General features: G+C 57.9%; 18 protein-coding genes. 14 read left to right on the forward strand and 4 right to left on the reverse strand.

Translation table 11 applies throughout. From position 1 onward, the window contains the following. The first annotated feature begins 193 nt into the window (after positions 1-193). The 14 genes from ACOKS3_RS21960 (at position 194) to ACOKS3_RS22025 (ending at position 20,728) form a co-directional block, all read left to right on the forward strand. Positions 194-2,221, forward strand: a complete 2,028-nt coding sequence (locus tag ACOKS3_RS21960; RefSeq protein WP_422762990.1) for a hypothetical protein — start codon at positions 194-196, stop codon at positions 2,219-2,221. A gap of 656 nt (positions 2,222-2,877) precedes the next feature. Next, on the forward strand, positions 2,878-3,867 hold the full coding sequence (locus ACOKS3_RS21965; protein WP_103449613.1) for an FAD-binding oxidoreductase: 990 nt from the start codon (positions 2,878-2,880) through the stop codon (positions 3,865-3,867). A 12-nt stretch (positions 3,868-3,879) separates the two neighbouring features. Next, a complete protein-coding gene (rfbF, locus tag ACOKS3_RS21970; RefSeq protein WP_103449612.1) occupies positions 3,880-4,653 on the forward strand; it encodes a glucose-1-phosphate cytidylyltransferase in 774 nt (257 codons plus the stop codon). Between the two features lie 7 nt (positions 4,654-4,660). Then, positions 4,661-5,746 carry a CDP-glucose 4,6-dehydratase gene (gene rfbG, locus ACOKS3_RS21975; protein WP_103449611.1) on the forward strand — a complete coding sequence of 362 codons (1,086 nt, stop codon included), beginning with the start codon at positions 4,661-4,663 and terminating at the stop codon, positions 5,744-5,746. 28 nt (positions 5,747-5,774) lie between these two features. Further along, the gene (gene rfbH / locus ACOKS3_RS21980) at positions 5,775-7,088 is read left to right on the forward strand and encodes a lipopolysaccharide biosynthesis protein RfbH (protein WP_422762989.1); all 1,314 of its coding nucleotides are present in this window, start codon (positions 5,775-5,777) and stop codon (positions 7,086-7,088) included. A 3-nt stretch (positions 7,089-7,091) separates the two neighbouring features. After that, positions 7,092-8,801 carry a thiamine pyrophosphate-binding protein gene (locus ACOKS3_RS21985; RefSeq protein WP_422762988.1) on the forward strand — a complete coding sequence of 570 codons (1,710 nt, stop codon included), beginning with the start codon at positions 7,092-7,094 and terminating at the stop codon, positions 8,799-8,801. Next, complete coding sequence (locus ACOKS3_RS21990; protein WP_422762987.1) at positions 8,798-9,733, forward strand: NAD-dependent epimerase/dehydratase family protein; 936 nt, start codon at positions 8,798-8,800, stop codon at positions 9,731-9,733. Before ACOKS3_RS21985 ends, ACOKS3_RS21990 begins: the two co-directional genes overlap by 4 nt. Beyond that, entirely contained in the window at positions 9,720-10,124 is a 405-nt protein-coding gene (locus tag ACOKS3_RS21995) for a GtrA family protein (protein WP_103449607.1), read from the forward strand. Before ACOKS3_RS21990 ends, ACOKS3_RS21995 begins: the two co-directional genes overlap by 14 nt. Next, complete coding sequence (locus ACOKS3_RS22000; RefSeq protein ID WP_422762986.1) at positions 10,117-11,082, forward strand: glycosyltransferase family 2 protein; 966 nt, start codon at positions 10,117-10,119, stop codon at positions 11,080-11,082. Before ACOKS3_RS21995 ends, ACOKS3_RS22000 begins: the two co-directional genes overlap by 8 nt. Next, complete coding sequence (locus ACOKS3_RS22005) at positions 11,069-13,366, forward strand: DUF7024 domain-containing protein (RefSeq protein WP_422762985.1); 2,298 nt, start codon at positions 11,069-11,071, stop codon at positions 13,364-13,366. The genes ACOKS3_RS22000 and ACOKS3_RS22005 overlap by 14 nt, the downstream gene beginning before the upstream one ends. 207 nt (positions 13,367-13,573) lie before the next feature. Further along, positions 13,574-14,368, forward strand: coding sequence for an ABC transporter permease (locus ACOKS3_RS22010; RefSeq protein WP_422762984.1), 795 nt, complete (start codon positions 13,574-13,576; stop codon positions 14,366-14,368). Further along, a complete protein-coding gene (locus ACOKS3_RS22015) occupies positions 14,365-15,582 on the forward strand; it encodes an ABC transporter ATP-binding protein (RefSeq protein WP_422762983.1) in 1,218 nt (405 codons plus the stop codon). The genes ACOKS3_RS22010 and ACOKS3_RS22015 overlap by 4 nt, the downstream gene beginning before the upstream one ends. Next, complete coding sequence (locus ACOKS3_RS22020; protein ID WP_422762982.1) at positions 15,579-17,006, forward strand: class I SAM-dependent methyltransferase; 1,428 nt, start codon at positions 15,579-15,581, stop codon at positions 17,004-17,006. Before ACOKS3_RS22015 ends, ACOKS3_RS22020 begins: the two co-directional genes overlap by 4 nt. Then, complete coding sequence (locus tag ACOKS3_RS22025; protein WP_422762981.1) at positions 17,006-20,728, forward strand: glycosyltransferase; 3,723 nt, start codon at positions 17,006-17,008, stop codon at positions 20,726-20,728. Before ACOKS3_RS22020 ends, ACOKS3_RS22025 begins: the two co-directional genes overlap by 1 nt. 74 nt (positions 20,729-20,802) lie before the next feature. On the opposite strand, the gene ACOKS3_RS22030 is transcribed toward ACOKS3_RS22025, so the two are convergent. The 4 genes from ACOKS3_RS22030 to ACOKS3_RS22045 all read right to left on the reverse strand — a co-directional run bounded on the left by ACOKS3_RS22030 (position 20,803) and on the right by ACOKS3_RS22045 (position 25,869). Then, positions 20,803-22,164, reverse strand: coding sequence for a phosphohexomutase domain-containing protein (locus tag ACOKS3_RS22030; RefSeq protein ID WP_422762980.1), 1,362 nt, complete (start codon positions 22,162-22,164; stop codon positions 20,803-20,805). A 130-nt stretch (positions 22,165-22,294) separates the two neighbouring features. Beyond that, the gene (locus ACOKS3_RS22035; protein ID WP_103449600.1) at positions 22,295-23,737 is read right to left on the reverse strand and encodes a mannose-1-phosphate guanylyltransferase/mannose-6-phosphate isomerase; all 1,443 of its coding nucleotides are present in this window, start codon (positions 23,735-23,737) and stop codon (positions 22,295-22,297) included. A gap of 320 nt (positions 23,738-24,057) precedes the next feature. After that, positions 24,058-25,503: an MBL fold metallo-hydrolase RNA specificity domain-containing protein gene (locus ACOKS3_RS22040; RefSeq protein WP_422762979.1), complete on the reverse strand. Its 1,446-nt coding sequence runs from the start codon at positions 25,501-25,503 to the stop codon at positions 24,058-24,060. Between the two features lie 102 nt (positions 25,504-25,605). Beyond that, on the reverse strand, positions 25,606-25,869 hold the full coding sequence (locus ACOKS3_RS22045) for a lipopolysaccharide assembly protein LapA domain-containing protein (RefSeq protein ID WP_103449598.1): 264 nt from the start codon (positions 25,867-25,869) through the stop codon (positions 25,606-25,608). Positions 25,870-25,888: the final 19 nt, after the last annotated feature.

A 25,888-nucleotide genomic window follows, 5' to 3' on the forward strand; every position in this document is an offset into this window, starting at 1 on the left:
AGCCTCGTTCCTCACCTGAAAAATCAGATTTCGCCTCTTTCTTGTAGTCCATATCCCAAAGTTGCTGTTGAAGCTCACGCGAGCACTCTTTTCGATCAGCAAGCAGTCTTTGAGGCAACAACAAAATAGCCCTGCTGTGGCACCTGTGATTGAATGCCGCCATTAAAATCAAAAAATGCAGGGATAACGTTCAATGGAAAGGCGTTTCACCCCCTCCGCTTCAGCGCAAACCGTCATAAGCAAGATCATCACCACCTTCGTCATCTTTTCCGCCTGCCTGGTGCTGATGGCGCTCCTGATTGCGTTCGCAGCTCCGTACTTCCACATCGGAGAGGGTGTCCAAGCCCCCATTCTCGCAACCACCAGGATAGAGACCCCGAACCCGATGAGCCCCGAGCCCGTGGAGCGGCTCATCTTCGTACTCCTCGCCGCTCTTTCGCCTGCCGGGCTTGTTCTGGCCATCAAGTACAGCCAAGGCATTCAGTTCAAGGCGCGCCTCAATATTCTGGTAGCCGGCCTACTGTGCTTGGTATCCATCTACCCTTTCGTCACGTCGGATTTCGCTGGGGTCATGTTCTTTCCGGCCAGCGTTGCTGAAGTTGGCAAACCCGCCATGCTACTCATGGCCGCAGTACTCTGCGGGTTAGTCCTGAGCAGCGCCCGTTTCACCAAGACCGAACGCCCAAGACCGCTGCTCTTCTCTTTGGGCATCGCTTGCTTGGCGGCAATCTTGCTGCAGATTCTCCCCTACCGCTTCAGCACGGCCAACACGGTCACCGAGGCACTGCAATGGTCCGTGAGTTACGACGCCGCCATCTTTGCCTTGACTCAGGTCGTGGCCGGCAAAACGCTGCTCGCTGACCTGCCTTCGCAATACGGTTTGTTTCCCGAACTCATCGCCCCCGTGTTCAAGGCGGTCGGCCTCAGCATTTCCTCATTGGCTACTTTTTTCGCGCTATTGCAGTTGATTGGCCTGCTGGGAATCGCGGCGATCCTGCATTGGTACGTGCATAACCCATTGCTCAGGCTGATGACATTCCTGTGCTTATTGGTTTCCACTGGCCTTTTCCTTTACCTGAACGGTTTTACTCAGGAGATCTACCTGCAGTACTACCCGATACGCTTCTTCTGCCCTACCGTTTCAATAGTGCTGTTCGCCCGCTACTGCTCTCAACCCAGCAACAGGCGCTTGACTTTCCTGGGCATGGCTGCGGGGTTATCGATATTCTGGAACCTGGATACGGGCATTCCCGTTCTGGTCGCAATCGGCGCATCGCTGACCGTAAAGTCCTGGTTCAAGCACCCTGTACGCCTGAGTGGGTTGCTCCCCGCCCTGAGCTTTACCGTTGCCGCCCTCGCCACCTTTGCAGGGCTAATGATGATCTTGCGGATCAAGGCGGGTGCGCCACTCGGCATCCAAGAGGCTCTCAGCGCCCAGAAGCTCTTTTATGGCAGCGGCTTCATGATGTTACCCCTGCCACAGCAGATGCACCCATGGCAGGTGGTGCTGGCAGTGTACGGGGCGGGGGCCATAACGGCCGTTTCAGCCTGGAAGCGCCACAGCAACCACCCCGTCTACGATGTACTGTTCTGCTGTTCGGTGCTGGGCCTTGGCTTGTTTACCTACTATCAGGGGCGATCACACATCTTTTGCCTGATGCTGGTGCTCTGGCCAGCACTGGTGGTGGCTGCAATCATGTGCGACTTGCTACTACGCTCATTTCGCAGGGGGGCACTTCCTGTGCCGTTTCTCCTCTTGGTTGCGCCATTTGTTTTTTTTGTAAGCCTGGGCAGTGTCACACTGGCCATGTCCAGCAGCGACCTGATAGCAACCGGTATCCGCAATCTTGCAAACGCCAGTGAGGCCAGGGATGCAACCGTTGCCAACGAACTCGAGTTCCTTCGGGCTACCGACAATGGCCGCAACTGCCTGATCCTCGCCCAACGGCAAGCCATCTACCATGCCGAGCTGAACACCGCCTCCCCAGTGCCGGGGCCGGGAATGATCGAAACGCTGCTACAAAGCGAGCTTGACACGCTCCAAGCGAATGCACTTTCGTTACAAGTGAAATGCATCTACCTCGGTGTAGGACCTAACTCGAAAACGTTGGCCTGGCTGGATGAGGCGCAGCTACTCGAGCATTTCGTCATTTCCGGCAAAAACAGTCTTGGAACGCTGTGGCTGTTGGAGCCCAAAGTAACAAACGCAATGAATAACTAACGCCCCGATACCGTGGCGCATAATTTGTCTGTTCAATGACATATGCGCCGCTTAATTAGGGATTATTGGCAATGGCAGGTGTCAACAGCAGCGACCTGCCGCCGTCATCACCTCAGAGGCCTGGCACTAGACGCATCCCAGAGTGCACTCACCCCGCACGTCAGATATGATGGCAGCGACTGACAGCGCGCCGTCTTCGGCCCGGCGCCTCATCGCACTCAGCATGGACAAGCACTTCAGCGTGATTAATGGATTTTCAGCTGGCGCCACGGCAGCCCAGCAAGCAACCCAGGCGCCCTTCGCCTACCACCTGCCCTGCCCCCCGCAGCCCCTCTCGGGCGCCGCGCAACGCATTCATCTCGCGGGGCGAGGACCCAGGCCAACTGTACCTTGCGATATTCTTTTGTCAGAAAAATCGCAGTTTTTCAGCCGCCCGGCAATTCATCCGCGCGATTTCGCTACGCAGTGGTAGACTCGCTCACCCAATGTATCTCTAGATGCTCCAGTGTGAAGGGGGCCACGGCGTGCTTGCCCTGTACACCGCTCTTCGAAGTATCCTCGGTGGATGGCCTTGCCGCAACAGGGCTGCGGGGTATTCAACAGGGGTGAATGAGCTACTTGTACAGGTCTTTGTTATTTTCAACCCGGTAACCTAAATGGCTTCAGTAAAACTTCAAAACGGCAAGACATTCAGTTCCGAATCCGGCACCTCACTGCTCGACAGCGCCAAGGCCGCCGGCATCACCCTGGAATACAGCTGCCGCACCGGCCGTTGCGGTGTCTGCAAGACCACCGTCGTCTGCGGTGAAACTGAAGCCTTCCGTGAAGAAACCTCGCTGACCGCCGAAGAGCGGGCTGCCGGGATGATCCTGACCTGCTGCCGCCACGCCGCCAGCGACGTGGAAATCGACGCCGAAGATCTCGGCGCCCTCGGCGACATCGTGGTCAAGACCGTGCCCTGCCGTATCGACAGCCTCACCCGCCTGGCCGACAACGTGGTCGAGGTGGTGCTGCGCGTGCCGCCCACCGGCAAGCTCAACTACCTGCCCGGCCAGTACCTGGACGTGATCGGCGAAGGCGGCCTGCGTCGCAGCTACTCCATTGCCAACGCCCAGCGCGAAGACGGCAAGCTGGAGCTGCAGATCCGAGAAGTCGAGCAAGGCATGATGTCGCAATACTGGTTTGGCAGTGCCAAGCACAACGACCTGCTGCGCCTGGAGGGCCCGCTGGGCACCTTCTGCCTGCGCGACAAAGAGGCAGGCACCATCGTCTTCCTCGCCACTGGCACCGGCATTGCGCCGGTCAAGGCCATGCTCGAACAGCTGCTGGGTAACCCCGAGCTGGCCGCCGGCAAGAAAATCTACGTCTACTGGGGTGGGCGTCATCCTGGTGATATCTACTGGACCCCTCAACTCGAAGGGCTCAACGCCGAATTCATCCCGGTACTGTCGCGTGCCCACGCCGACTGGCCAGGGCGCACCGGCTACGTGCAAAAGGCACTGCTCGATGACGGCATCGAACTTGCTGACGCGGTCATCTATGCCTGCGGCTCGGAAGACATGATCCATTCCGCCCGTGATGCACTGACCGCCGCCGGGTTGCCGGCCAAACACTTTTACTCCGATGCATTTGTAAGCTCAAACTAACAAGGAGCAGTCATGAAAGCAGTCATTCTGGCAGGTGGACTGGGGACGCGCTTGAGCGAAGAGACCGGTACTCGCCCCAAGCCGATGGTCGAAATCGGCGGCAAGCCGATCCTCTGGCACATCATGAAGATGTACTCCTCGCACGGCATCAATGACTTCATCATCTGCTGCGGCTACAAGGGCTACATGATCAAGGAGTACTTCGCCAACTACTTCCTGCACACCTCGGATGTCACCTTCAACATGCGCGACAACAGCATGGAAGTGCACGACAAGCGTGCCGAAGACTGGAACGTGACCCTGGTGGACACCGGCGAAACCTCGATGACCGGCGGCCGCCTGCGCCGCGTGGCCGACTACGTGCGCCACGAAGAAGCCTTCTGCTTCACCTACGGTGATGGCGTGGGCGACATGGACATCAGCGCCACCATCGCTTTCCACAAGCGCCACGGCAAGGACGCGACCCTGACCGCGACCTACCCGCCGGGCCGTTTCGGTGCGCTGGACATCAGCGAAGGCCAGGTCCTGAACTTCAAGGAAAAGCCAAAAGGCGACGGCGCCATGATCAATGGCGGCTTCTTCGTCCTTTCCCCGAAGGTGCTCGACCGCCTGAGCGCCGACAGCACCGTCTGGGAGCAGGAGCCGCTGATGGGCCTGGCCGACGACGGCCAGCTGATGGCCTTCGAGCACGCCGGTTTCTGGCAGCCGATGGACACCCTGCACGACAAGAACCTGCTGGAAAAGCTGTGGCAGAATGGCACCGCGCCGTGGAAATCCTGGGAATAACTAGAACATGAAAGCTTCCGTCTCGGCCGCCTTCTGGCAAGGCAAGAAGGTATTCCTCACCGGCCATACCGGCTTCAAGGGCAGCTGGCTGGCCCTGTGGCTGCAGGGCATGGGCGCGCAGGTGAAGGGCTTTGCCCTGGCACCGCCGACCACCCCGTCGCTGTTCGAACAGGCGCAGGTCGAGCGCGGCATGCACGCCTCGCAGATCGGCGACATCCGCGACCTGGCGGCCATCACCGAGAGCATGACGGCGTTCGACCCGGACATCCTGATCCACATGGCAGCTCAGCCACTGGTACGGCTGTCGTATCGTGAGCCGGTGGAAACCTATGCCACCAACGTGATGGGCACGGTGCACGTGCTGGAAGCCGCACGCCAATGCCCGAGCCTGCGCGCCATCGTCAATGTCACCACCGACAAGTGCTACGAAAACCAGGAATGGGAATGGGGCTACCGTGAAAACGAGCCCATGGGCGGCCACGACCCCTACAGCAACAGCAAGGGCTGCGTCGAGCTGATCACCAGCGCCTACCGCAACTCGTTTTTCAACACTGAACATACGGCGGCTCTGGCCTCGGCCCGCGCCGGCAACGTCATCGGTGGCGGCGACTGGGCTGACGACCGGCTGATCCCCGACATCCTGCGCGCCGTGGCGCAGGGTGAGCCGGTGGTAGTACGCAACCCCAAGGCCACCCGCCCCTGGCAGCACGTGCTGGAGCCGCTGAGCGGTTACCTTGTTCTGGCCCAGCAGCTATGGGAGCATGGCCACGCCGTCGCGCAGGGCTGGAACTTCGGCCCCCGCGACGAAGATGCACGCCCCGTCGAATGGATCCTCGACCACATGGTCCAGGCGTGGGGTGATGGCGCTCGCTGGCAGCTGGACAACGACCCGCAGCCGCACGAAGCCCGCTACCTGAAACTGGATATCTCCAAGGCCCGCGCCCACCTGAAGTGGGAGCCGACCTGGAACCTCGAGACCACCTTGACCTACATCGTCAACTGGCACCGCGCCTGGCTGCAGGGCGATGACATGCACGCCCGTTGCGTGGACGAAATCAACAGCTACATGGCCGCCATGGCTTCTGGCGCCTAAACCACAATTAGCTTGAGCAGGAACTACTATGACCCCCGATATGCTCCGTCAGGAAATCAGCCAGCTCGTCGAGCGCTATGCCCAGATGGCCCTGGCTGCCAAACCTTTTGTTGGGGGCGAAACCGTCATCCCTCCTTCGGGCAAGGTGATCGGCGCCCGTGAACTGCAACTGATGGTCGAAGCTTCGCTGGACGGCTGGCTGACCACCGGCCGTTTCAACGCCCAGTTCGAGAAAAAACTGGCCGAGTTCCTCGGCGTCAAATACCTGATCACCGTCAACTCGGGTTCGTCGGCCAACCTGGTGGCCTTCAGCACCCTGACCTCGCCCAAGCTGGGTGAGCGCGCCATCAAGAAAGGCGACGAAGTAATCGGTGTGGCCGCCGGCTTCCCGACCACCGTCAACCCGATCGTGCAGTTCGGTGCCATTCCGGTGTTCGTCGACGTCGACATGGCCACCCACAACATCGATGCCGACCTGATCGAGGCCGCCATCACCCCGAAAACCAAGGCCATCATGCTTGCCCACACCCTGGGCAACCCGTTCAACCTGGCCAAGGTCAAAGCAATCTGCGAGAAGTACAACCTGTGGCTGGTCGAAGACTGCTGTGACGCCCTGGGCGCCACCTACGACGGCAAGCTGGTCGGCACCTTCGGCGACATCGCCACCCTGAGCTTCTACCCGGCTCACCACATCACCATGGGTGAAGGCGGCGCGGTGTTCACCAACAACGCCCAGCTCAAGCTGATTGCCGAATCGTTCCGTGACTGGGGCCGCGACTGCTACTGCGCGCCGGGTTGCGACGACACCTGCGGCAACCGCTTCGGCCAACAGTTCGGCAGCCTGCCACAAGGCTACGACCACAAGTACGTGTACGCCCACCTTGGCTACAACCTGAAGATCACCGACATGCAGGCCGCCTGTGGCCTGGCGCAGCTGGACCGCGCGCCGGAGTTCATCGAAACCCGCAAGCGCAACTTCAAGCTGCTCAAAGAGCGCCTGTCGACCCTGAGCGACTTCCTGGAAATCGCCGAGCCAACCCCAAACAGCGAGCCGTCCTGGTTCGGCTTCCCGGTCACCCTGAAGGAAAGCGCAGGGGTCAAGCGTGTCGACCTGCTGAAGTTCCTCGACCAGCACAAGATCGGTACCCGCCTGCTGTTCGCCGGCAACCTGATCCGCCAGCCGTACTTCCACAACGTGGAATACCGTGTAGTCGGTGAGCTGACCAACACCGACCGGACCATGAACCAGACCTTCTGGCTGGGCGTTCAGCCTTCGCTGGGCCAGGAACACTTCGACTTCGTCGGTGAAAAACTGGAAGAATTCTTCGGGATTGGTTTCTAACTTATGAAAGCTTCAGATGCAGTGGCAAAAGTTCTGGCGGACCACAACGTCCTCTATGGTTTTGAGCTCATCGGTGGAATGATCGCCCATCTGGTGGACAGTATTAACTTGCTCGGCAAGACCAAGTTGGTATCCATGCACCATGAGCAAGGCGCGGCCTTCGCTGCATCTGCGGTCGCCCGTGCGACCCATCACAAGGTCATGGGCGTAGCCCTGGGCACCAGCGGCCCAGGCGCTACCAACCTGATCACTGGCATTGCCGACTGCTGGCTGGATAGCCACCCGTGCGTGTTCCTCACCGGGCAGGTGAACACCCACGAGCTCAAGGGCGACCGCCCTATCCGCCAGCAGGGCTTCCAGGAACTCGACAGCGTGGCCCTGGTGAGCAGCATCACCAAGTATGCGCACCAGGTCACCCACGTCGACGAACTTATTCCGAGCCTGCTCAAAGCGCTGCGTATCGCGCGAGAAGGCCGTCCAGGGCCTGTCCTGCTGGACATCCCCATGGACATCCAGCGCGCCGAAATTGATGAGGCCGTGCTGGACCAATTGCTGAAAGACAGCCTGGCGACCCCTGCGGCCGAACCACAGGCCTCGTACGGCGAGGTCTGGGCCGCGCTGGCCAAGGCGCAGAAGCCGCTGTTCCTGATCGGCGGCGGCGCTGTCAACTGCCCCACCTTCAACGCTTGGCTAAGCCAGGTCGGCAAACTGGGCATTCCCCACGTCGCCAGCCTCAAAGGCGCAGAGAAGCTCACCGCCAGCGAGCACTACCTGGGCATGCTCGGGGCCTATGGCACCCGCGCCGCCAACCATGCCGTACAAAACTGCGACCTGCTGGTAGTGTTCGGTAGCCGCATGGACGTACGCCAAACCGGCGCCAAGACCGAAACCTTCGCCGCCAATGCCCAGGTCATCCAGTTCGACCTGGATGCTGCCCAGCTGGACAACCGGGTCAAGGCGCAGCAGTCGATCCACGCCGAACTCGATGGCGTGTTCGCCGACTTCATCGCCCACGCCGCCACGCTGCAACCGGCTCCGGCAGCCTGGCGCCAGCACCTGAAGAAGGTGTTCGCGCAGTCGTTCGCTGACGAATACGCGGCCTGGGGCGTCAGCCCGTTCGCACTGTTCAGCAGCCTCAACGACCTGACCGCAGACCGCGCCCTGGACTACGTGGCCGACGTCGGCAACAACCAGATGTGGGCCGCGCACACCCTGCGCCTGGGCCCCAATCAGGCCATGCACCATTCCGGTGGCCTGGGCACCATGGGCTTCGCCATCCCTGCTGCCGTTGGCGCGAGCATCGCCGGCGACAAGCCGGTCATCGTCATAACCGGTGATGGCGGTGCACAGCTCAACATCCAGGAATTGGACATCATCGCCCGCGACCAACTGCCGATCCTGACCATCGTCATGAACAACCACTCGCTGGGCATGGTGCGCGGCTTCCAGGAAATGTATTTCGAGGGGCGCAACTCTTCGACCTACTGGAACGGCTACACCTCCCAGTTCAAGGCGCTTGGCGAAGCGTACGGCATCCCGTCGCACAGCGTGATCGACCTGGCCGCCTTCAATGTGGCGGTGGCCGAATTCCTGGCCAACGGCAAGCCGATGCTGATCGAAGTACTGATGCCCGATGCCCGCGAATGCCGGCCACGCCTGGAATTCGGTCGGCCGATCGATGAGCAGTCGCCGCTGATGGACCTTGGCCAGTGAGGTTGGCAATCCTCGGGGCCAGCAGCCACATTGCCAAGGACCTGGTCGCCAGCATCGCCGCACACACTGCCTACGCCTGCACCTTGTTCGTCCGGGCGCCCGCCGCGCTGGACGCCGAGTTGCTGGCCATTGCGGCGCGCAAGGGCTATGCCGTCAGCGACTATGCCGGCTTCGACGCCAGCTGCCAGTTCGACGCGATCATCAACTTCGTCGGCGTGGGCGACCCGGCCCGCGCCGTGCAGATGGGCAAGGATATCTTCACCGTCACCGAGCAGTACGACAACCTCGCACTGGACTACCTGCGCAGCCACCCTTCGTGCCGCTACATCTACCTCAGCAGCGGCGCGGCCTACGGCAGCAATTTTGCGGCGCCGGTGACCGAGGCCTCCCATGCGGTGTTCCCGATCAACGGCCTGCGCCCGCAGGACTGGTATGGCGCGGCCAAGTTCCAGGCCGAATGCCGCCACCGCGCGCTGCCCGAGGCGGCGATCGTCGATGTGCGGGTATTCAGCTACTTCAGTCATCGCCAGGCCCCGGAGGCTCGCTTCTTCCTTAGCGACATCCTGCGTGCGCTGCACAATGGCAGCGTATTGGAAGTGGCGCCGGACGACATGCTGCGGGATTACCTGACCCCTGCCGATTTCCTACAGCTGATCGACCGCATTCTTCAGGCACCGCCGTGCAATGCCGCCATCGACTGCTACAGCCAGGCGCCCGTCGGCAAGTTCGAGCTGCTGGCGGCACTGGACCAGGCCTTCGGCCTGCAACACTGCGTTGCCGGTGACCAGGCCCGAGTCAATGCTACCGGCCCCAAGGCCCATTACTATTCCCACAACCGCCGGGCCGAGCACCTGTTTGGCTATGTGCCCGGTGACTCGTCGCTCAGTGGCGTGGTTCGCGAGATCAGGCAGCAGCTCGATGCAAGATACTAACCCGTCACTCCCCTGGATACGCCGCCTGCTGCAGGTAAAGCTGTTCCGCTTCCTGCTGGTGGGCGTGCTGAACGCGGCATTCGGCTACGGCTGCTTTGCCGGGTTCCTGTACCTGGGCCTGCACTACAGCGCGGCCTTGCTACTGGCCACCATTCTGGGCGTTGCCTTCAATTTCAAAAGCACCGGGGCCCTGGTGTTCGGCTCGAAGAACAACAAACTGATCTTCAGGTTCGTGGCCGGGTATGGCGTGGTTTATGGCGCCAACGTGGCCGGCATCGCAGCGCTCAAGCTGCTGGGTGTCGACCCCTACCTGGCCGGCATGGCATTGATCGTGCCTATGGCCCTGCTCTCCTTTGTCATCAATAACAGGTTCGTTTTCAATTATGCGTAAGCTGATCAGCATAGTGACTCCCTGCTACAACGAAGAAGCCAACATCGATGAGCTGTACCAGCGCATCGTCGAGGTCATGTCACGCCTTGATTACGATTACGAACATGTGTTCATCGACAACTGCTCCACCGACGGCAGCCACGCCAAGCTGCGCGCACTGGCCGCGCAGGACAAGCGCGTCAAGGTGATCTTCAACGCGCGCAACTTCGGCCATATCCGCTCGCCTTACCATGCCCTGCTGCAGGTCAACGGCGACTGCGCCGTGCTGATCGCCTCCGACCTGCAAGACCCGCCCGAGATGATCGAAGAGTTCGTCAAAAAGTGGGAAGAAGGCTTCAAGACCGTAATGGCAGTGAAGCCGGAAAGCGAAGAGTCGCGCATGATGTTCCTGGTGCGCCGCGCCTACTACCGCTTCGTCACGCGCATTTCGGAAGTGCCCCTGGTGCAGAACGCCACCGGTGCCGGCCTGTTCGACCGCGCCGTGCTGGATATCCTGAAGAAGATCGACGACCCGTACCCGTACTTCCGCGGCCTCCTGTGCGAAATCGGCTTCCCGATCGCCACCGTGCCGTTCAAGCAGCCACGCCGCCAGCGCGGCATCACCAAGAACAACTTCTACACCCTGTATGACATCGCCATGCTGGGCATCACCAACCACTCCAAGGTGCCACTGCGCCTGATGGTGATGGGCGGCGGCCTGCTCGCGGGCCTGAGCCTGTTGGCTGCGTTCGGCTTCCTGCTGGCTAAGCTGGTGTTCTGGAACTCGTTCCAGATGGGTATCGCGCCACTGCTGATCTCGCTGTTCTTCTTCAGCTCGGTGCAGATCCTGTTCCTTGGCATGCTGGGGGAATACCTTGGGTCGGTGCATACGCAGATGCGCAACATGCCGTTGGTGGTGGAAGCCGAACGCGTGAACTTTGACCAGCCGAGCCGAGCGGAAGACCATGAACGCGCGTAATTCGATAGCTGCGGTCGGATCATCGGAGGCGGAAGCGTCTCTGACCTTGCGCAGAATCGTTGCTGCCGACTGGAAACTGATCCTGTTCGGTGCAGTGGTGGCGTTCTTCCTTGCCAGCCTTCTGAAAAGTGGTGTACCGGAAGGCTGGATACCCAACTTTTCTACCCCTTACAGCTATTCCGGCGACGGCTTGTTCCATGCCTGGATGGCGCAGCGAGTGGCTGAGGGTTGGGTATTCGACAATCCCCGCAGTGGTTATCCGTTTGGTTCCAGCTTCCTGGATTTCCCGGGGTCCGATGCGGGCGCGCATTTGGCCATCAAGCTATCTGCCTCGCTATTTGGGGGAAGCTGGGTTGCCGGTGTCAACCTGTTCTTCCTGCTGGGTTTTGCTGCGTGCTTCGCGGCAACCTACGTCACAGCGCGTGCTTACGGGCTCAATCGCAGTCTCTCAACGGCAGCTGGCCTGCTGTATTCATTTGTGCCATTTCACTTTCTGCGGCTCGAACACCTTTTCTACACCTGGTACTTTGTCGCGCCGCTGTTCTTCTATCTCGCCCTAGTCATCTACCGCACCCATGACACTGGCCGCCCCACTGGCCTGAAATCCAATCTTGGCAAGTGGCTGACAGCTGCAATTGGAATGCTGGTACTGGCTTCCTTCGGTGTGTATTACGCGCTGTTTGGTGTCATCGTTCTGGCGCTGGCCGGGGTCATGAGTCTCGTTAAAACTGGCACCTTCCATGGTTTTCGCAAGGCCGTATTCCTAAGCGGTGCGGTGGTGGTCGGGGTGCTGATCAACGTCGCGCCCAACCTTATCGGTACCTACACCAACGGGCCGAACGCCGAGGTTGCACAGCGCTCACCTGCTGAATCCGAAATCTACGGATTGAAGATGATGCAGCTCATAATGCCGCGCTATGACCACCGCTCATCGCGACTGGCAAATGGCGCCCAGGCATATAACCAGTACTCGCCACTGGTCAACGAGAATGCTACGTCGTCATTCGGCGTAGTGGGAGCTGCAGGCTTCATGCTGCTGTTGCTGTTCATCGCCTTGGCACCGGCTCGTCAGAACACTGATCATCGCCTTCGACTGTTGGCGGCTACAACGTTCGTGCTGTTCATGTTCGCGACTATTGGCGGCCTGGGTTCGCTTTTCGCGATCGTCATTTCGCCGTCGATTCGGGGCTGGAACAGGATCAGCATATTCATAGCCTGCGGATCAATTCTGTTCTTCTTTGTGGCCTTGCAGATGCTGCTGGATAGAAAGGGTGCGCGCATTGCGAAATACTCTACTGCCCTTGCTGGCGTGCTTGTTGTCGCCGGCCTATGGGATCAGACTACCCCTCCCTGCCGCGACTGCAATGCCATCCAGAAAACGTCCTTTGAGAACGACAACCACTTTGTCCAGTCCATCGAAAAGGCGCTTCCTGCGGGTGCTGCGGTTTACCAGTTACCCTACATAGGCTTCCCCGAGCTCCCACCACTTCACCATCTGGTCAACTATCAACTGATGACTGGGGTGTTGCAGTCCAATGCACTGCACTGGAGCTTTGGCGGCATGAAGAACCGGCCGGGCGACCTTTTCTACCGCTCGCTGTCACAAGAGCCCGTAGCTCGCCAGCTTGATGTAATCAAGCAGCTGGGCTTCGAGGGTATCTACATCGACCGCCGCGGTTACGAGGATAATGGCGCCGCCTTGGTCCAAACGCTGACTGAGCTGCTAGGTGGCCCGCCCATGTTGCAGAGCGCCAATCAGGAGTTGGTGTTCTTCAAACTCCATGGTGCACATCACCCCGATCTCGCCGGTAAATCACCGCAGCAGATCATGGAGCAGGCCGGATACTTCGCCGATGCCATGGGACCGCGCTACATCGCCAGCTTGGCTGAAGGAATCGACTTTACCAAGCGAGGCTTCCCGGCGTTCATCAGTCATGCCAGCGGGCTTTCCTTGCTCGAACCATGGGGAAGATGGTCCGACCAGCCGAACATAAAATTTGACTTTGCACAACCGCTGCCTCGGAAATTCACCCTGGTGGTGGTAGGCAGAGCATTTGGCGCCAATGCACAGAAGCCAACGCAAATCAAAATTGGCGATCGTGAATTCACGGCCCAGTTCACAGGCGAGGTTTCCCAGGTTCGCATCGAGGTTAACCTTCAAGAAGCGAATGCTCAGCGGATCACCTTCATCCCTCCCGCTCCAGCAACGCCAAGGCAACTCGCTGGTGCAGCAGATGATCGGCTGCTAGCTCTCGGGTTCGTATCCATGCGGATCGAGCAGTAGTCCTGTAACGAGTCCGGGTGAGGCATTCGGCTTACCCGGGCTAAACGGAGCGGCAGCACGTTCCTGCCGCTTCAATTCAGCCCCTCGGCCTTGATGGCAAGGCTTGAGGATGTCGCCACTCCTTCGCCATCGTCCAGTATCTGAGTTTAGTACGGACGATCTTCAGGAGTTTCGGCAAATTGACGTTGCAATCCATGAGGAGACCACATGTTTGGATTACTGAGAGGGCTCCTGAGCTACCGAAGCTTCATCGCCACCTCAATTCGCAACGAGTTCGTGTCACGGTTCTCGCGGAGTAGCCTGGGCGGCTTGTGGATGATCATCAATCCACTGGCAAACGTGCTCATCTACGCGCTTATTCTTTCCAACGTACTCGCAGCAAAACTGCCGGGCATTGATAACAAATATGCCTATGCCTTGTATCTGATGGCAGGTACGTTGGCTTGGAGCCTTTTTGCGGAAATCATCAACCGTTGCCTTACACTGTTCATCGAAAACGGCAACCTGATGAAAAAAATGAAGTTCCCGCGGATCACCTTGCCTTTCATTGTGCTCGGCTCTGCCCTGCTCAACAATCTGTTACTTCTACTGTCGGTGCTGGGCGTTTTCATCTGTCTGGGGCATTGGCCGACCTGGCAGATGCTATGGGCCATCCCCTTGATACTCACCGTCGCCGCCTTGGCCGTTGGCCTGGGCCTGATTCTCGGTGTATTGAACGTGTTCGTTCGCGATATTGGCCAGGTAGTGCCCATAGTGCTGCAGATACTCTTCTGGTTCACGCCTATCGTCTACCCCATCACGATCATACCCAATGAACTGAAATCCCTCATTGCATTCAACCCCATGTTCCCGATTGTCAGCGCTTACCACGACGTTTTCGTTTACAACGTCGTGCCCGACATTTCGCAGGTTGCAATCACCTTGGGCATTACACTTCTACTGCTCGCATTCAGCCTATTCCTGTTCCGTCGTGCAGCCCCTGAAATGGTGGATGCACTATGACGCTTCTCAGTGCTAAAGATTTAGGCAAGGCCTATCGCAGTTACAAAAGCGAATGGCAGCGCATTGGTCGCTGGTTGGGGTTGCCAAGTAAACCTCGCGACGAGCACTGGGTGCTCAAACACATCAATTTCGAAATTAACGCGGGTGAAGCGATCGGCATCGTGGGGCAGAATGGTGCCGGTAAATCCACCTTGCTGAAGATGCTGACAGGTACCTTGCAACCTACAACGGGTGAGGTGCGCGTCAATGGCCGGATCGCTGCAATTCTGGAACTTGGCATGGGTTTCAACCCCGAGCTTACAGGGCGTCAGAATGTCCATCATGCCGCTGGTTTGATGGGATTCAGCGCGGAGGAAATCCAGCAGCTGATGCCGGACATCGAACACTTCGCTGAAGTCGGCGATTACTTTGACCAAGCGGTGAGGACTTACTCCAGCGGTATGCAGATGAGGGTCGCGTTTGCAGTGGCAACTGCTAAGCGCCCGGAAATTTTGATAGTCGATGAAGCGCTTTCGGTGGGAGACAGCTACTTCCAGCATAAAAGTTTTGATCGCATTCGCGAGTTCCAGGAGCAAGGGACTACCCTGCTGATCGTTTCGCATGATCGCAGTTCGATCCAAGCGCTATGCGATCGCGTTCTTTTGATCGAAGGCGGTACGGTGATCAAGGATGGCGCGCCCGAAGAGGTCATGGACTTCTACAACGCGATAATCGCAGAAAAGGAAAATGCTACCGTTGTCGTGCAAAAACTGGCAGATGGCAGCACGCAAACGAGTTCAGGCTCCGGCGAAGCGCGCGTCAGCAGCCTCGCACTCTTCGATGAGTCGGATGAAGCCATCGAGTTTGTCACTGTTGGCCAGACCGTACGGCTGAAGATTAACGTCGACGTGAACGAGGCCATACCTGAGCTGGTGGTGGGCTACATGATAAAAGATCGCTTGGGCCAAGCTATCTACGGTACCAATACCCATCATCTGGACAAAAAACTCACGGCACTGGGGGCGGGTACGCAGCTTGAGTATACCTTTACCTTCAATGCCAACATCGGTGTAGGCTCCTATTCTATTGCCGTTGCCCTTCACACTGCAGACACTCACCTGAATGCAAATTACGAGTGGCGAGATCTTGCGCTCGTATTCAATGTCGTCAACGCAGATAAAGTTCCGTTTGTTGGATCTGCCTGGATTCAACCCTCTGTGGAGTGCAACCAATGACTCAGTTTTATCGTGCCTTTGAAGATGAGCATCGCGGCACCCGCGAGGCGATAAAGCAACGTTTGCAAATATATCTGCCCTTCATCCGGCCATTACTTGACCTTTACCCAGACGCCCAGGCACTCGATGTCGGCTGTGGTCGCGGAGAATGGCTAGAAATTTTGGTGGAAAATGGCTTCAATGCCATGGGCGTCGATATGGACGAAGGGATGCTGGAAGCTTGCAAGGCTCGCAACCTTCCCGCTAAAAAAGCAGACGCTCTTTCTTATTTGCAGACGATGCCCAGCAACACGCACTGTGTTCTAACAGGCTTCCACATCGCCGAGCACATTCCCTTCGAAAGCTTGAAAGCGCTTGTCGCGGAAGCACATCGCGTACTTAGACCCGGTGGGCTTTTGATTCTGGAAACGCCTAACTCGGAAAACCTGGTAGTCGCGACGCAAAATTTCTACCTCGACCCCACACATGAACGCCCGATTCCACATTTGCTTCTGGATTTCCTGGTGAAGTTCAGCGGATTCAAGCGCTCAAAGATACTCCGCCTGCAAGAAAACCCAGCCCTGGCAACGAATGATTCTCTCTCGTTGATGGATGTCATCGGCGGCACCAGCCCAGATTATGCCATCATTGCCCAAATGGACTTGGGAGAATTCGACAGCACTCCCTTTGATGGGCCTTTTTCAGAAGTGTATGGCCTCAGCATGGCTGAACTTGCACGCCGCTATGACATGACGACCGGCGCCCGGGCAGTTAAGACGCTCTATACAGCGTTGGCCGACCGCGTTAATGCGCTGGAAAAATATCAAATCGACCTACCTGAAAAGCTACAAAGTGTGCAAGATTCCGTTATGACATTCCGGCTTGAAGAACTGCAACTGAACAATGCTGCATTGCTGCGCTCACTCGAAGAAGCGCAGTCGAGTGCCCAGCACTGGCAACATGAAGCAGAGCAGCGTCAACAACAAATCCTGAGCCTTAACACTGCCACCGCTTCTCACCATCAAACTATTCATGATCTGACTAACTATGTAGGGAAATTGAAAACCAGTACGTCCTGGAGAATCACTGCGCCTGCACGGTTTGCCGTGATCACGCTCAAGCCGTTGCTCTCCTCTCCCATGCGTACATCCAAACGAATGATAAAAGCGGCACTGAGAAAAGCGCTCAGACAGCCAACCTTGATCAAATTGGCGAAAAAAGTTCTCAATCGGGTTCCCGTATTAAACGCCTACGCTAAAAAAGTCGCTAACCGTTTGAATTCCGAAGCGGCAACAACCACGCTGAATGGCCAGCTGGGTCGACCACAATCGACTTCATTCCCTCTTCCTGACGGGGTACCAGCCGCACCGGCGAACCTTACCGAAAATGCCAAGACTATTTATCATCGCCTCAACAGCAACGCTTCACAAAAGGATGCGAATTGATGCGTGTCGTCATTGACCTTCAAGGTGCCCAGGCAGAAAACAGAACCCGGGGTATTGGCCGCTATGCATTGTCGTTCACCAAGGCTTTCATCAAGCACCGTGGCGAGATCGAAGTTTTCGTCGTGCTCAATGCCTTGTTCGGTGAATCGATTGATGACATTCGCGAAGCCCTGCACGGTTTGCTTCCGGACAGCCATATCCACACATGGGTGCCCAATGCAAATGTGGCCTCACTGAGCACAGATAACCTGTGGGGTCGCCAGGCAGCCGAGCTGGTGAGGGAGGCTTTCATTGCCAGCCTGGACCCAGATCTGGTCCTCGTTACCAGCCTTTTCGAAGGTTTGGTTGACAATGCTGTAACTAGCATAAAGCGTTTGAATTCGACTATTCCAACTGCGGCAATCGTTTATGATCTGATTCCTCTCATCAACCCAGAGGATTATTTGAGCGCACTACCAGTACGCCAATGGTATGAAAGCAAGCTCAAGCATTTGCGTCGTGCTGATTTGCTGCTGGCCATCTCTGATTCATCGCGCTCGGAAGTCCTTCGCTATCTGGGTTTCTCCTCCGATCAGGTCGTCAACATCTCGACGGCAATCGACACTGATCACTACCGCCCGGTTGCCAACCCGCAACCACCCACAGAGCTACTGCAGCGACTCGCGATTGATCGGGACTTCGTCATGTATACCGGCGGAATCGACCCCAGGAAAAATATTGACGGGTTGATCATTGCCTACGCAAAGCTGACAACAGCGGTCCGTGCACAGCATCAGTTGGTAATTGTTTGCAAGGTTCAGCCGCAAGAGCGTGACCGACTTCTAAGCCTGGCTAAAGCCAATGGTCTGAATAAGTCCGATGTGTGCTTTACCGGATATGTCAGCGATGATGACCTGCTTGCTCTGTATAACGCATGCAAGCTGTTCATTTTCCCATCCCTGCACGAAGGGTTCGGTCTTCCCGCGCTGGAAGCGATGGCCTGCGCAAAACCTGTTATCGCATCAAACACCTCGAGTTTGCCTGAGGTGTTAGGTAACCCGGAAGCATTGTTCGACCCATTCGACCCACATTCGATCACAGCGAAGCTCGAGGATGTGCTCACCAATGAGGCGTTGCGCACTCGCTTGGCTGAATTGGCAGTCCTTCAAGCTGCTACATTCAGTTGGGACCAGACTGCAATTACTGCCGTGGGGGCCGTACGCCAGGTAATCTTGCAACAACGAGCAACTTCCACGCAACCCAGCGCACCCCGGCAATTAAGACTTGCCTATGTTTCACCGCTGCCGCCTGCTCGAAGCGGTATCAGTGATTACAGCGCCGAATTGCTTCCAGAGCTTGCGGCACACTACCAAATTGATGTCATCTTGGCACAAAATTCGGCTTCTCCACCCGACGCGGGCATCAATTACTCATTACGTTCGGTGGCCTGGTTCGAAGCCAACGCACACTTGTTCGATCGAGTAATCTATCACTTTGGAAACTCGACGTTCCACAGTCATATGTTCCACTTGATCGAGAAGATTCCTGGCACGGTGGTCTTGCACGACTTCTTTTTGTCTGGCGTCGTGGCCAATATGGAAGTCCATCAAAGGCAGCCTGGCTTCTGGGCTCGGGCACTTTATCATGGGCATGGTTATCGTGCAGTCAGCGACCGCATTAACGGCGCAGACACTGCCGATGCTGTCTGGAAGTACTCTTGCAATCTTGGGGTCCTCCAGCAAGCTGAAGGCATCATTGTACATTCGCACTACTCAATACGCTTGGCCCAACAGTGGTATGGCGAAAATTCCGGCCTAAAGTGGGCTGAAATCCCTCTGCTGCGTACCCCACATTATCCTACGCTTCGTAAACGCGCTGAAATCAGGAGCAAGCTCGGTTTCTCCGAACAAGATTTCGTCGTGTGCAGTTATGGACTGCTAGGCCCTTCCAAGTTGAACGATCGCTTGCTTGAAGCCTGGCTGGATTCGCCACTGTCCAAAGACAACCACTGCTACTTGGTGTATGTAGGGCAAAATAGCGACGGTGAATTTGGTGATAGCTTACTGAAGCGAATCAACGACAGTGGCTGCCGTAGCCGCATCAAGATTACGGGTTGGGCAGATACAGATACCTTTAAGTCGTACCTGGAAGCTACCGATGCCGCAGTGCAACTTCGCACATTGTCCCGAGGTGAAACTTCGGCGGCGGTGCTGGATTGCCTCAATTACGGTATCGCTACAATCGTCAATGCCAACGGCAGCATGTCGGACATTCCAGATAGCAGTCTAGTTAAGCTGCCCGATGCGTTTACCAACGAAGAGCTGACAGAGGCACTGGTTCTTTTGCGCAATGATGCGACCGCTCGCGAGCGTATTGGTGCAGAAGGCCAGAAGCTGATACATACGCAACACTCGCCGCGTGCCTGTGCAGCCCTTTATCACAATGCGATCGAAAGATTCCATAAAGACTCATTCCATTCCACGGCTGAAGTCGTCTCTTCCATCGCCGCGCTGGATAAAGCGGGCTTCACATTTGAAAGCTCCATGGCTGTTGCTATGTCGATCGACCAAAGCTTGAAACCCAGCATCTTGAAACCTCAGTTGCTGGTAGACATTTCCGAGCTGGTCAACCGTGATGCAAGAAGCGGTATTCAGCGGGTCGTTCGAAACATTCTGCAGATCTGGTTAAAAAATCCACCTGGCAATTATCGGGTTGAACCGGTTTACGCGACCGAACATGAGGACGGTTACCGTTACGCCCGAAACTTCACCCTGGGCTTCATGGGCTGCCCTGGCAATCTCCTCGTTGATGAGCCGGTGGTTTACCACAACGGCGATCATTTCATCGGGCTCGATTTACAACCTGTCATAGTTTCTCGGCAACAGTCCGCCCTTGCACAGATGCGCCAACGTGGTGTGAAAGTGCATTTCGTCGTGTACGACCTGCTTTTGAAGAAACTCTCGCATTGCTTTCCTCCTGGGGCCTCTGATGTCGTTGATCTATGGCTGAAGACTGTCTCCCAAGCTGACGGTGCTATTTGCATATCAAAAGCAGTCGCAGATGAAATGGCCGAATGGCTGACTGCGAATCGAGAGCCGTCGAAACGGCCCTATTCACTGTCGTGGTTCCATCTTGGTGCGGACATCAATGAACCGCGTCTCGCGCAGCCGGCAACCTCGGTATCTCACGTAGATTTGTCCGAGCTGGGTAGCCGTACCTCATTCTTGATGGTAGGTACGCTGGAGCCCCGGAAAGGGCATGCTCAGGTACTGGATGCCTTCGAGGCGCTCTGGGCAAAGCAACACGATGTCAACCTGCTGATTGTCGGCAAGCAAGGTTGGATGGTCGAAACGCTTGTTGAACGCCTGAATAGCCATCCCGAGAAAGGTAAGCGGCTGTTCTGGTTCCAGGGTGTCGACGATGATTATCTGTGCTCACTCTATGAGCACGCGGATGCACTGATTGCGGCATCGCTTGGGGAGGGGTTCGGGTTGCCACTTATCGAGGCCGCTCAATATGGCCTGCCTCTGATCGTGCGTGATATTCCGGTGTTCAGAGAGGTAGCAGGCCCGCACGCCTTCTATTTCAAAGCCGAACATAGCACCGACCTGTCTTCTCAGCTTGCAGACTGGATGGGCCTTTACAATGAAAAAGCACACCCGAAATCTGAAGGTATGCCCTGGATGACTTGGGAAGAAAGTGCGCAACAGCTGTTCGAGGCGTTGCAGCAACAGGCGGGGTAGATCACTTTGAATGCTGCCCTCACCTGCAATGGGTGAGGGCAGTGGTAGTGACGTGCGCTTTTCGATTAATCGCGTCAGCCTTTAATCATGCGTGCAATTTCAGCGACACGTTGCCCCACCAGCGCTTCATCGCCACGGCTCTCGACATTCAGGCGCAGCAACGGCTCGGTATTCGACCCGCGCAGGCTGAAGCGCCAGTCGGCAAACTCGACGCTGATGCCGTCGGTACGGTCGACACTCGGCTCCTGCGGCAGGTAGAAGGCCAGAATCTTCTCGATGGTGCCTTTCACATCGGCCACTTCGTAGTTGATCTCGCCACTGCAGGGGAACGCCGCAATGCGCTCGTCCACCAACTGGGCCAGGCTCTTGCCGGTGACGCTCATCAGCGCGGCAACCAGCAGCCACGGGATGTTGCCGCTGTCGCAGTAGGCGAAGTCGCGGAAGTAGTGGTGGGCGCTCATTTCGCCACCGTACACGGCATCTTCAGCGCGCATGCGCTCCTTGATGAAGGCATGGCCAGTCTTGCTCTGGATGGCCTGGCCACCGGCAGCACTGACTTGCTCGATGGTGTTCCAGGTCAGGCGCGGGTCGTGGATGATCTTGCTGCCCGGGTGCTTGGCCAGCAGCATTTCGGCCAGCAGGCCGACCACATAGTAGCCCTCGATGAAGCGGCCCTGATTGTCGAAGAAGAAGCAGCGGTCGAAGTCGCCGTCGAAGGCGATGCCCATGTCGGCACCCGTGTCGAGCACGGCCTGGCGGGTCAGGTCGCGGTTCTCTGGCAGCAGCGGGTTAGGGATGCCGTTGGGGAAATTGCCGTCGGGCTCGCCATTGATGATGGTGATGTCTAGCGGCAGGCGCGCCTTGAGCAGCTCAAGCACCGGGCCGACCGCGCCGTTGCCGGGGTCGGCCAGTACTTTCAGGGGTTTGAGCGCGTCCAGGTCGATGTAGGTCAGCAGGTGGTCAATGTAGGCGGTCTTGTCAAACGCTTCGCGGATGCTGCCCGCTGTTACAGCCTGGGTGCCGAGGTCGCCGGCTTCGACGCGTTGACGAATATCGTTGAGGCCAGTGTCACCACTGATCGGGCGCGACTGTTCGCGCACCAGTTTCATGCCGTTGTAACCCTTGGGGTTGTGGCTGGCGGTGACCATGATGCCGCCGTCGGCCTCATAGTGGCTGGTGGCGAAGTAGACTTCTTCGGTACCGCACAGGCCAATGTCGATCACATTGGCGCCGCCTTCGGTCAAGCCTTTCATCAGGGCGCGGGACAGGCCTGGGCTTTCCAGGCGCATATCGCGGCCAACCACGTAACTGCGCCCGCCCAGCTGGGCCACAAGGGCGCGGCCGATACGGTAGGCGATGTCGTCGTTGAGGTCGGTCGGCACTTGGCCGCGGATGTCATAGGCTTTGAAGCAGCGGGTCTGGATAGGAGCGTACATACATCTCTCTCGGTGCGGTGACGCCTGCGCGTGCACTGACGGGAAGGGGATGGCCGGCGAATGGATTGCCGAATGAGCATCGGCCCGGCACCTCGGCGAGGTACCCATGGGCCGACTGAAAAGGCCTGGATCAGGCGTCGCAACGACCGTACTTGTCCTCGAAGCGGACGATGTCGTCTTCGCCGAGGTAGTCGCCGCTCTGAACTTCGATCAGGACCAGGTCTATGACACCTGGATTTTGCAAACGGTGTTTGTGGCCAGCACGAATGAAGGTGGATTCGTTGGTGTTGAGCATAAGCTCCTGGTCATCGTTGACCACTACGGCCATGCCGCTGACCACGATCCAGTGCTCGCTGCGGTGATGGTGCATCTGCAGCGATAGCGAGGCCTTGGGCTTGACCACGATGCGCTTGATCTTGAAGCGCTCGCCGTCTTCCAGGGTGGTGTAGGTGCCCCACGGGCGGTGCACGGTCTGGTGCAGCATGTGGGCGGCGTGGCCGTCGCTCTTCAGGCGCTTGACGATGTGTTTGACGTCTTGCGCGTGGTCTTTGTGGGCGATCAGCAGTGCGTCCGGGGTATCGACCACCAGCAGGTCCTGCACGCCGACCAGGGCCGCCAGGCGGTCCTCAGTGCTGACATAGTTGTTGCTGGCGTCGTAGGCCATCACTTCGCCTTCGAAGCGGTTGCCGTGTTCGTCCGGAGGGGTCAGCTCACTCACCGCATTCCAAGAGCCGATGTCGCTCCAGCCGATGTCGCACGGAATGGTCGCAACCTTGCGCGAGCGCTCCATCAGCGCGTAATCGATGGAGATGTCCGGCACGTTGGCGAAACTATCGGCGTCCAGAGCCAGGCAGCTGTAGCCCTTGGAGCTGGAGCGGCGAGAAGTTTCGAGGGTTTGCACGACAGCTTCGAGCACGTCTGGCGCATGCGCCTTGAATTCCTCGATAACCGCGCCGACCTGGAAGCAGAACATGCCGGCGTTCCAGAAGTAGTTGCCGGCAGCCACATAGGACTCGGCGGTCTTCTGGTCGGGCTTTTCAACGAAACGCTCAACCTTCAGACCACCCTCGAGCACACCACCAGCGGCGGCCTCGATGTAGCCGAAGCCGGTTTCCGGGTATTGCGGCTTGATGCCGAAGGTTACCAGCCAGCCTTTTTCGGCAAGGTGCACGGCTTTGCCTACAGCTTCGGCAAACGCGGATTCGTTCTGGATCAGGTGGTCCGCAGCCAGTACCAGCATGTAGGCCTGCGGGCCGTGGGTCTGATGCAGTTGCAGCGCGGCAGCGGCCACTGCGGCAGCAGTGTTGCGGCCAAACGGCTCGAGAATGTAACCCTGGGCATGGCCTTGGGTATTGATGGAACGGTATTCGTCTTCGGTCTTGAACAGAAGCTCACGGTTGGTGACGGTCAGCACTTCGACCACACCGTCCAGGCGAGCGGCGCGCTGGAATGTCTTCTGGATCAGATTCTGCCCGTCTGGCAGGGTCATGAAGGGCTTTGGGTGAGCCTCACGGGATACTGGCCACAAACGGCTGCCAACGCCACCGGATAGAATTACCGGGATCAATTCCATAATCGAGTCCTTAACGGCCACTTGAAGTAATCAACCTCAGGGAACCTGCATGTGTCTTATCTGACCGCCGCCGCGACGATCGCGACAGCGCTTAAATGTACGCGCCCAGCGTATTTATTCCCTGGCCATCCATAGGCTCAAGACGCAAGCTTCGGCCTGTAGAATACCAGAGATTTTTACCCGTAGCTTGCCTCCCCCAGCGCAAGAAATGCGGCCTTCAACGGGTATTGACCGGCAAACCGCACCACCTGTTAACGCCATGAGACAAACTGTGCGCGCATCAGACAGCATCACTCGTCAACGTTCAGTGAAAGCCGGACTTATTGCGCAATAAAAATGCCCATCGGTCGGCTCAGTTGCGCAAGACGCTGTTCCAACTGCCGCTTCAGAGCCTCTTTAGCACGCTGCTCGCCATGTACCAAAACAACCTCCCTTGGTGCATACGGTATACCTTCGACAAACTTTACCAACCCATCTTGATCCGCATGCCCTGAATAGCCAGCCAACGTAACCACTTTCGCATGGATCTCATACATCCGCCCATCCAGGTCGATCTGCACGAAGCCTTCCGCGCCTTCGCTGGCCTGGATCACCGCACCGGGCGTGCCCTTGGCCTGATAGCCGACGAACATCACTTCATGTCGCGAATCGCCGAGCATGGCCTTGAAGTAATTGACGATGCGCCCACCGGAGCACATGCCATTGCCGGCAATGACAATCGCCGGGCGCCCGGTGCTCTTGAGGTAATTGACCACCTGCTGGTGCCTGGCATGGGTATCGATACACACCAGTTGGCCGAACCCGAGAGGCGCTCTACCCTCGCCCAACCGCTGGCGGGCCTCGGCATTCCAGTAGGCATGGAGTTCGCCATATACCTGGGTAATCCGCTGCGCCAGAGGCGAGTCGAGGATAATCGGCAATCGGGTCCAGTCCAACGCCAGTGGGTCAGCCTCGGCTACCCTACCCTGTTCCGGTGACAACTGCTTACGGTGCAGAATATCCTCGATCTCATACAGCAGCTCCTGAGTGCGCCCCAGGCTGAACGCAGGAATGAGGACGGTGCCGCTGTCGGCCAAGGCCCTGTCAATCGCCGCCTCCAGTTGCATCTGTCGGTCGGAGCGACCGCTGTGCAGCCGATCACCGTAAGTGCTCTCGAGCACCAGAGTATCAGCGCGCTCAGGCGACTTCACCGCCTGCAGAAGCGGGTTGCATGGGGCACCCAGGTCTCCAGAGAACACCACCCGACTACTGGGCTCGCGCCCCGGGTAACATATATCGCACTCGACATAGGCCGAGCCGAGCAGATGGCCTGCACGCTGCAGACGCACGGAGCAGCTGACTTCCCGGCCCTCGATGACAGGGTGCCATTCACCGAAAGGAAGCGCCACGATCAACCGCTGCAACAGCGCCAGGTAGCGGTCGACCTGTACGGGGTCAGCGCTGATGCCCAGCTTGTAGGCATCTTCCAGCACCAGCGGCAATAGCCTGGCGGAGGGTTCGCTACACAGGATAGGGCCGCGAAACCCTGCGGCCAGCAAGGCAGGAATGCGACCGACATGATCGAGATGGACATGGGTGACAACCAGTGCCTTGATACCAGCGATATCGAAGCCGATGGGCGCAAGCTCAGCACCTGGTGCGGCATCAACCCCCTGCTCAAGGCCGCAATCGACCAGTAGGCTGGCGGTCGCTTCAAGGTGCAGTTGGTGGCACGAACCGGTTACGCCACGGGTGCCGCCATGATGGGAAAGGCTGGGGAATGTCATACGGGTGCACGCTTGCCTGGGCCGAAAATGAAGCTGCTATTACTCCATTTCGACCGAGAGGTGCACAGGTGAAATTTTCCTAAGAAACCGTAGGAATTTTCATTAATTGTCGCTGAGGACAGCCTGACGCGCGGATGCGCGAATCTTGCGCTTGCTGCGCTGTACACCGTAGGCGCCGAGCAGCGGGCCTACCGCCAAGCCGACGACCAGAGCAGCCAGTACAGGTACTGCTACCGGCATCGCCGGGGCCACCCAGCCAAACATCATCAGCGCCACCGGTTGCTGGTTCTCCAGCACGAAGAACAGCACCACAGCTGCCAACAGCAGCACGAACAGCGCCGCCAGGGCGCGCTTGAGGTTACGCATCAGATTGCTCCTTTCTATA

It is taken from the genome of Pseudomonas sp. HS6-2, assembly GCF_049325675.2.
Classification (GTDB): Bacteria; Pseudomonadota; Gammaproteobacteria; order Pseudomonadales; family Pseudomonadaceae; genus Aquipseudomonas; species Aquipseudomonas putida_N.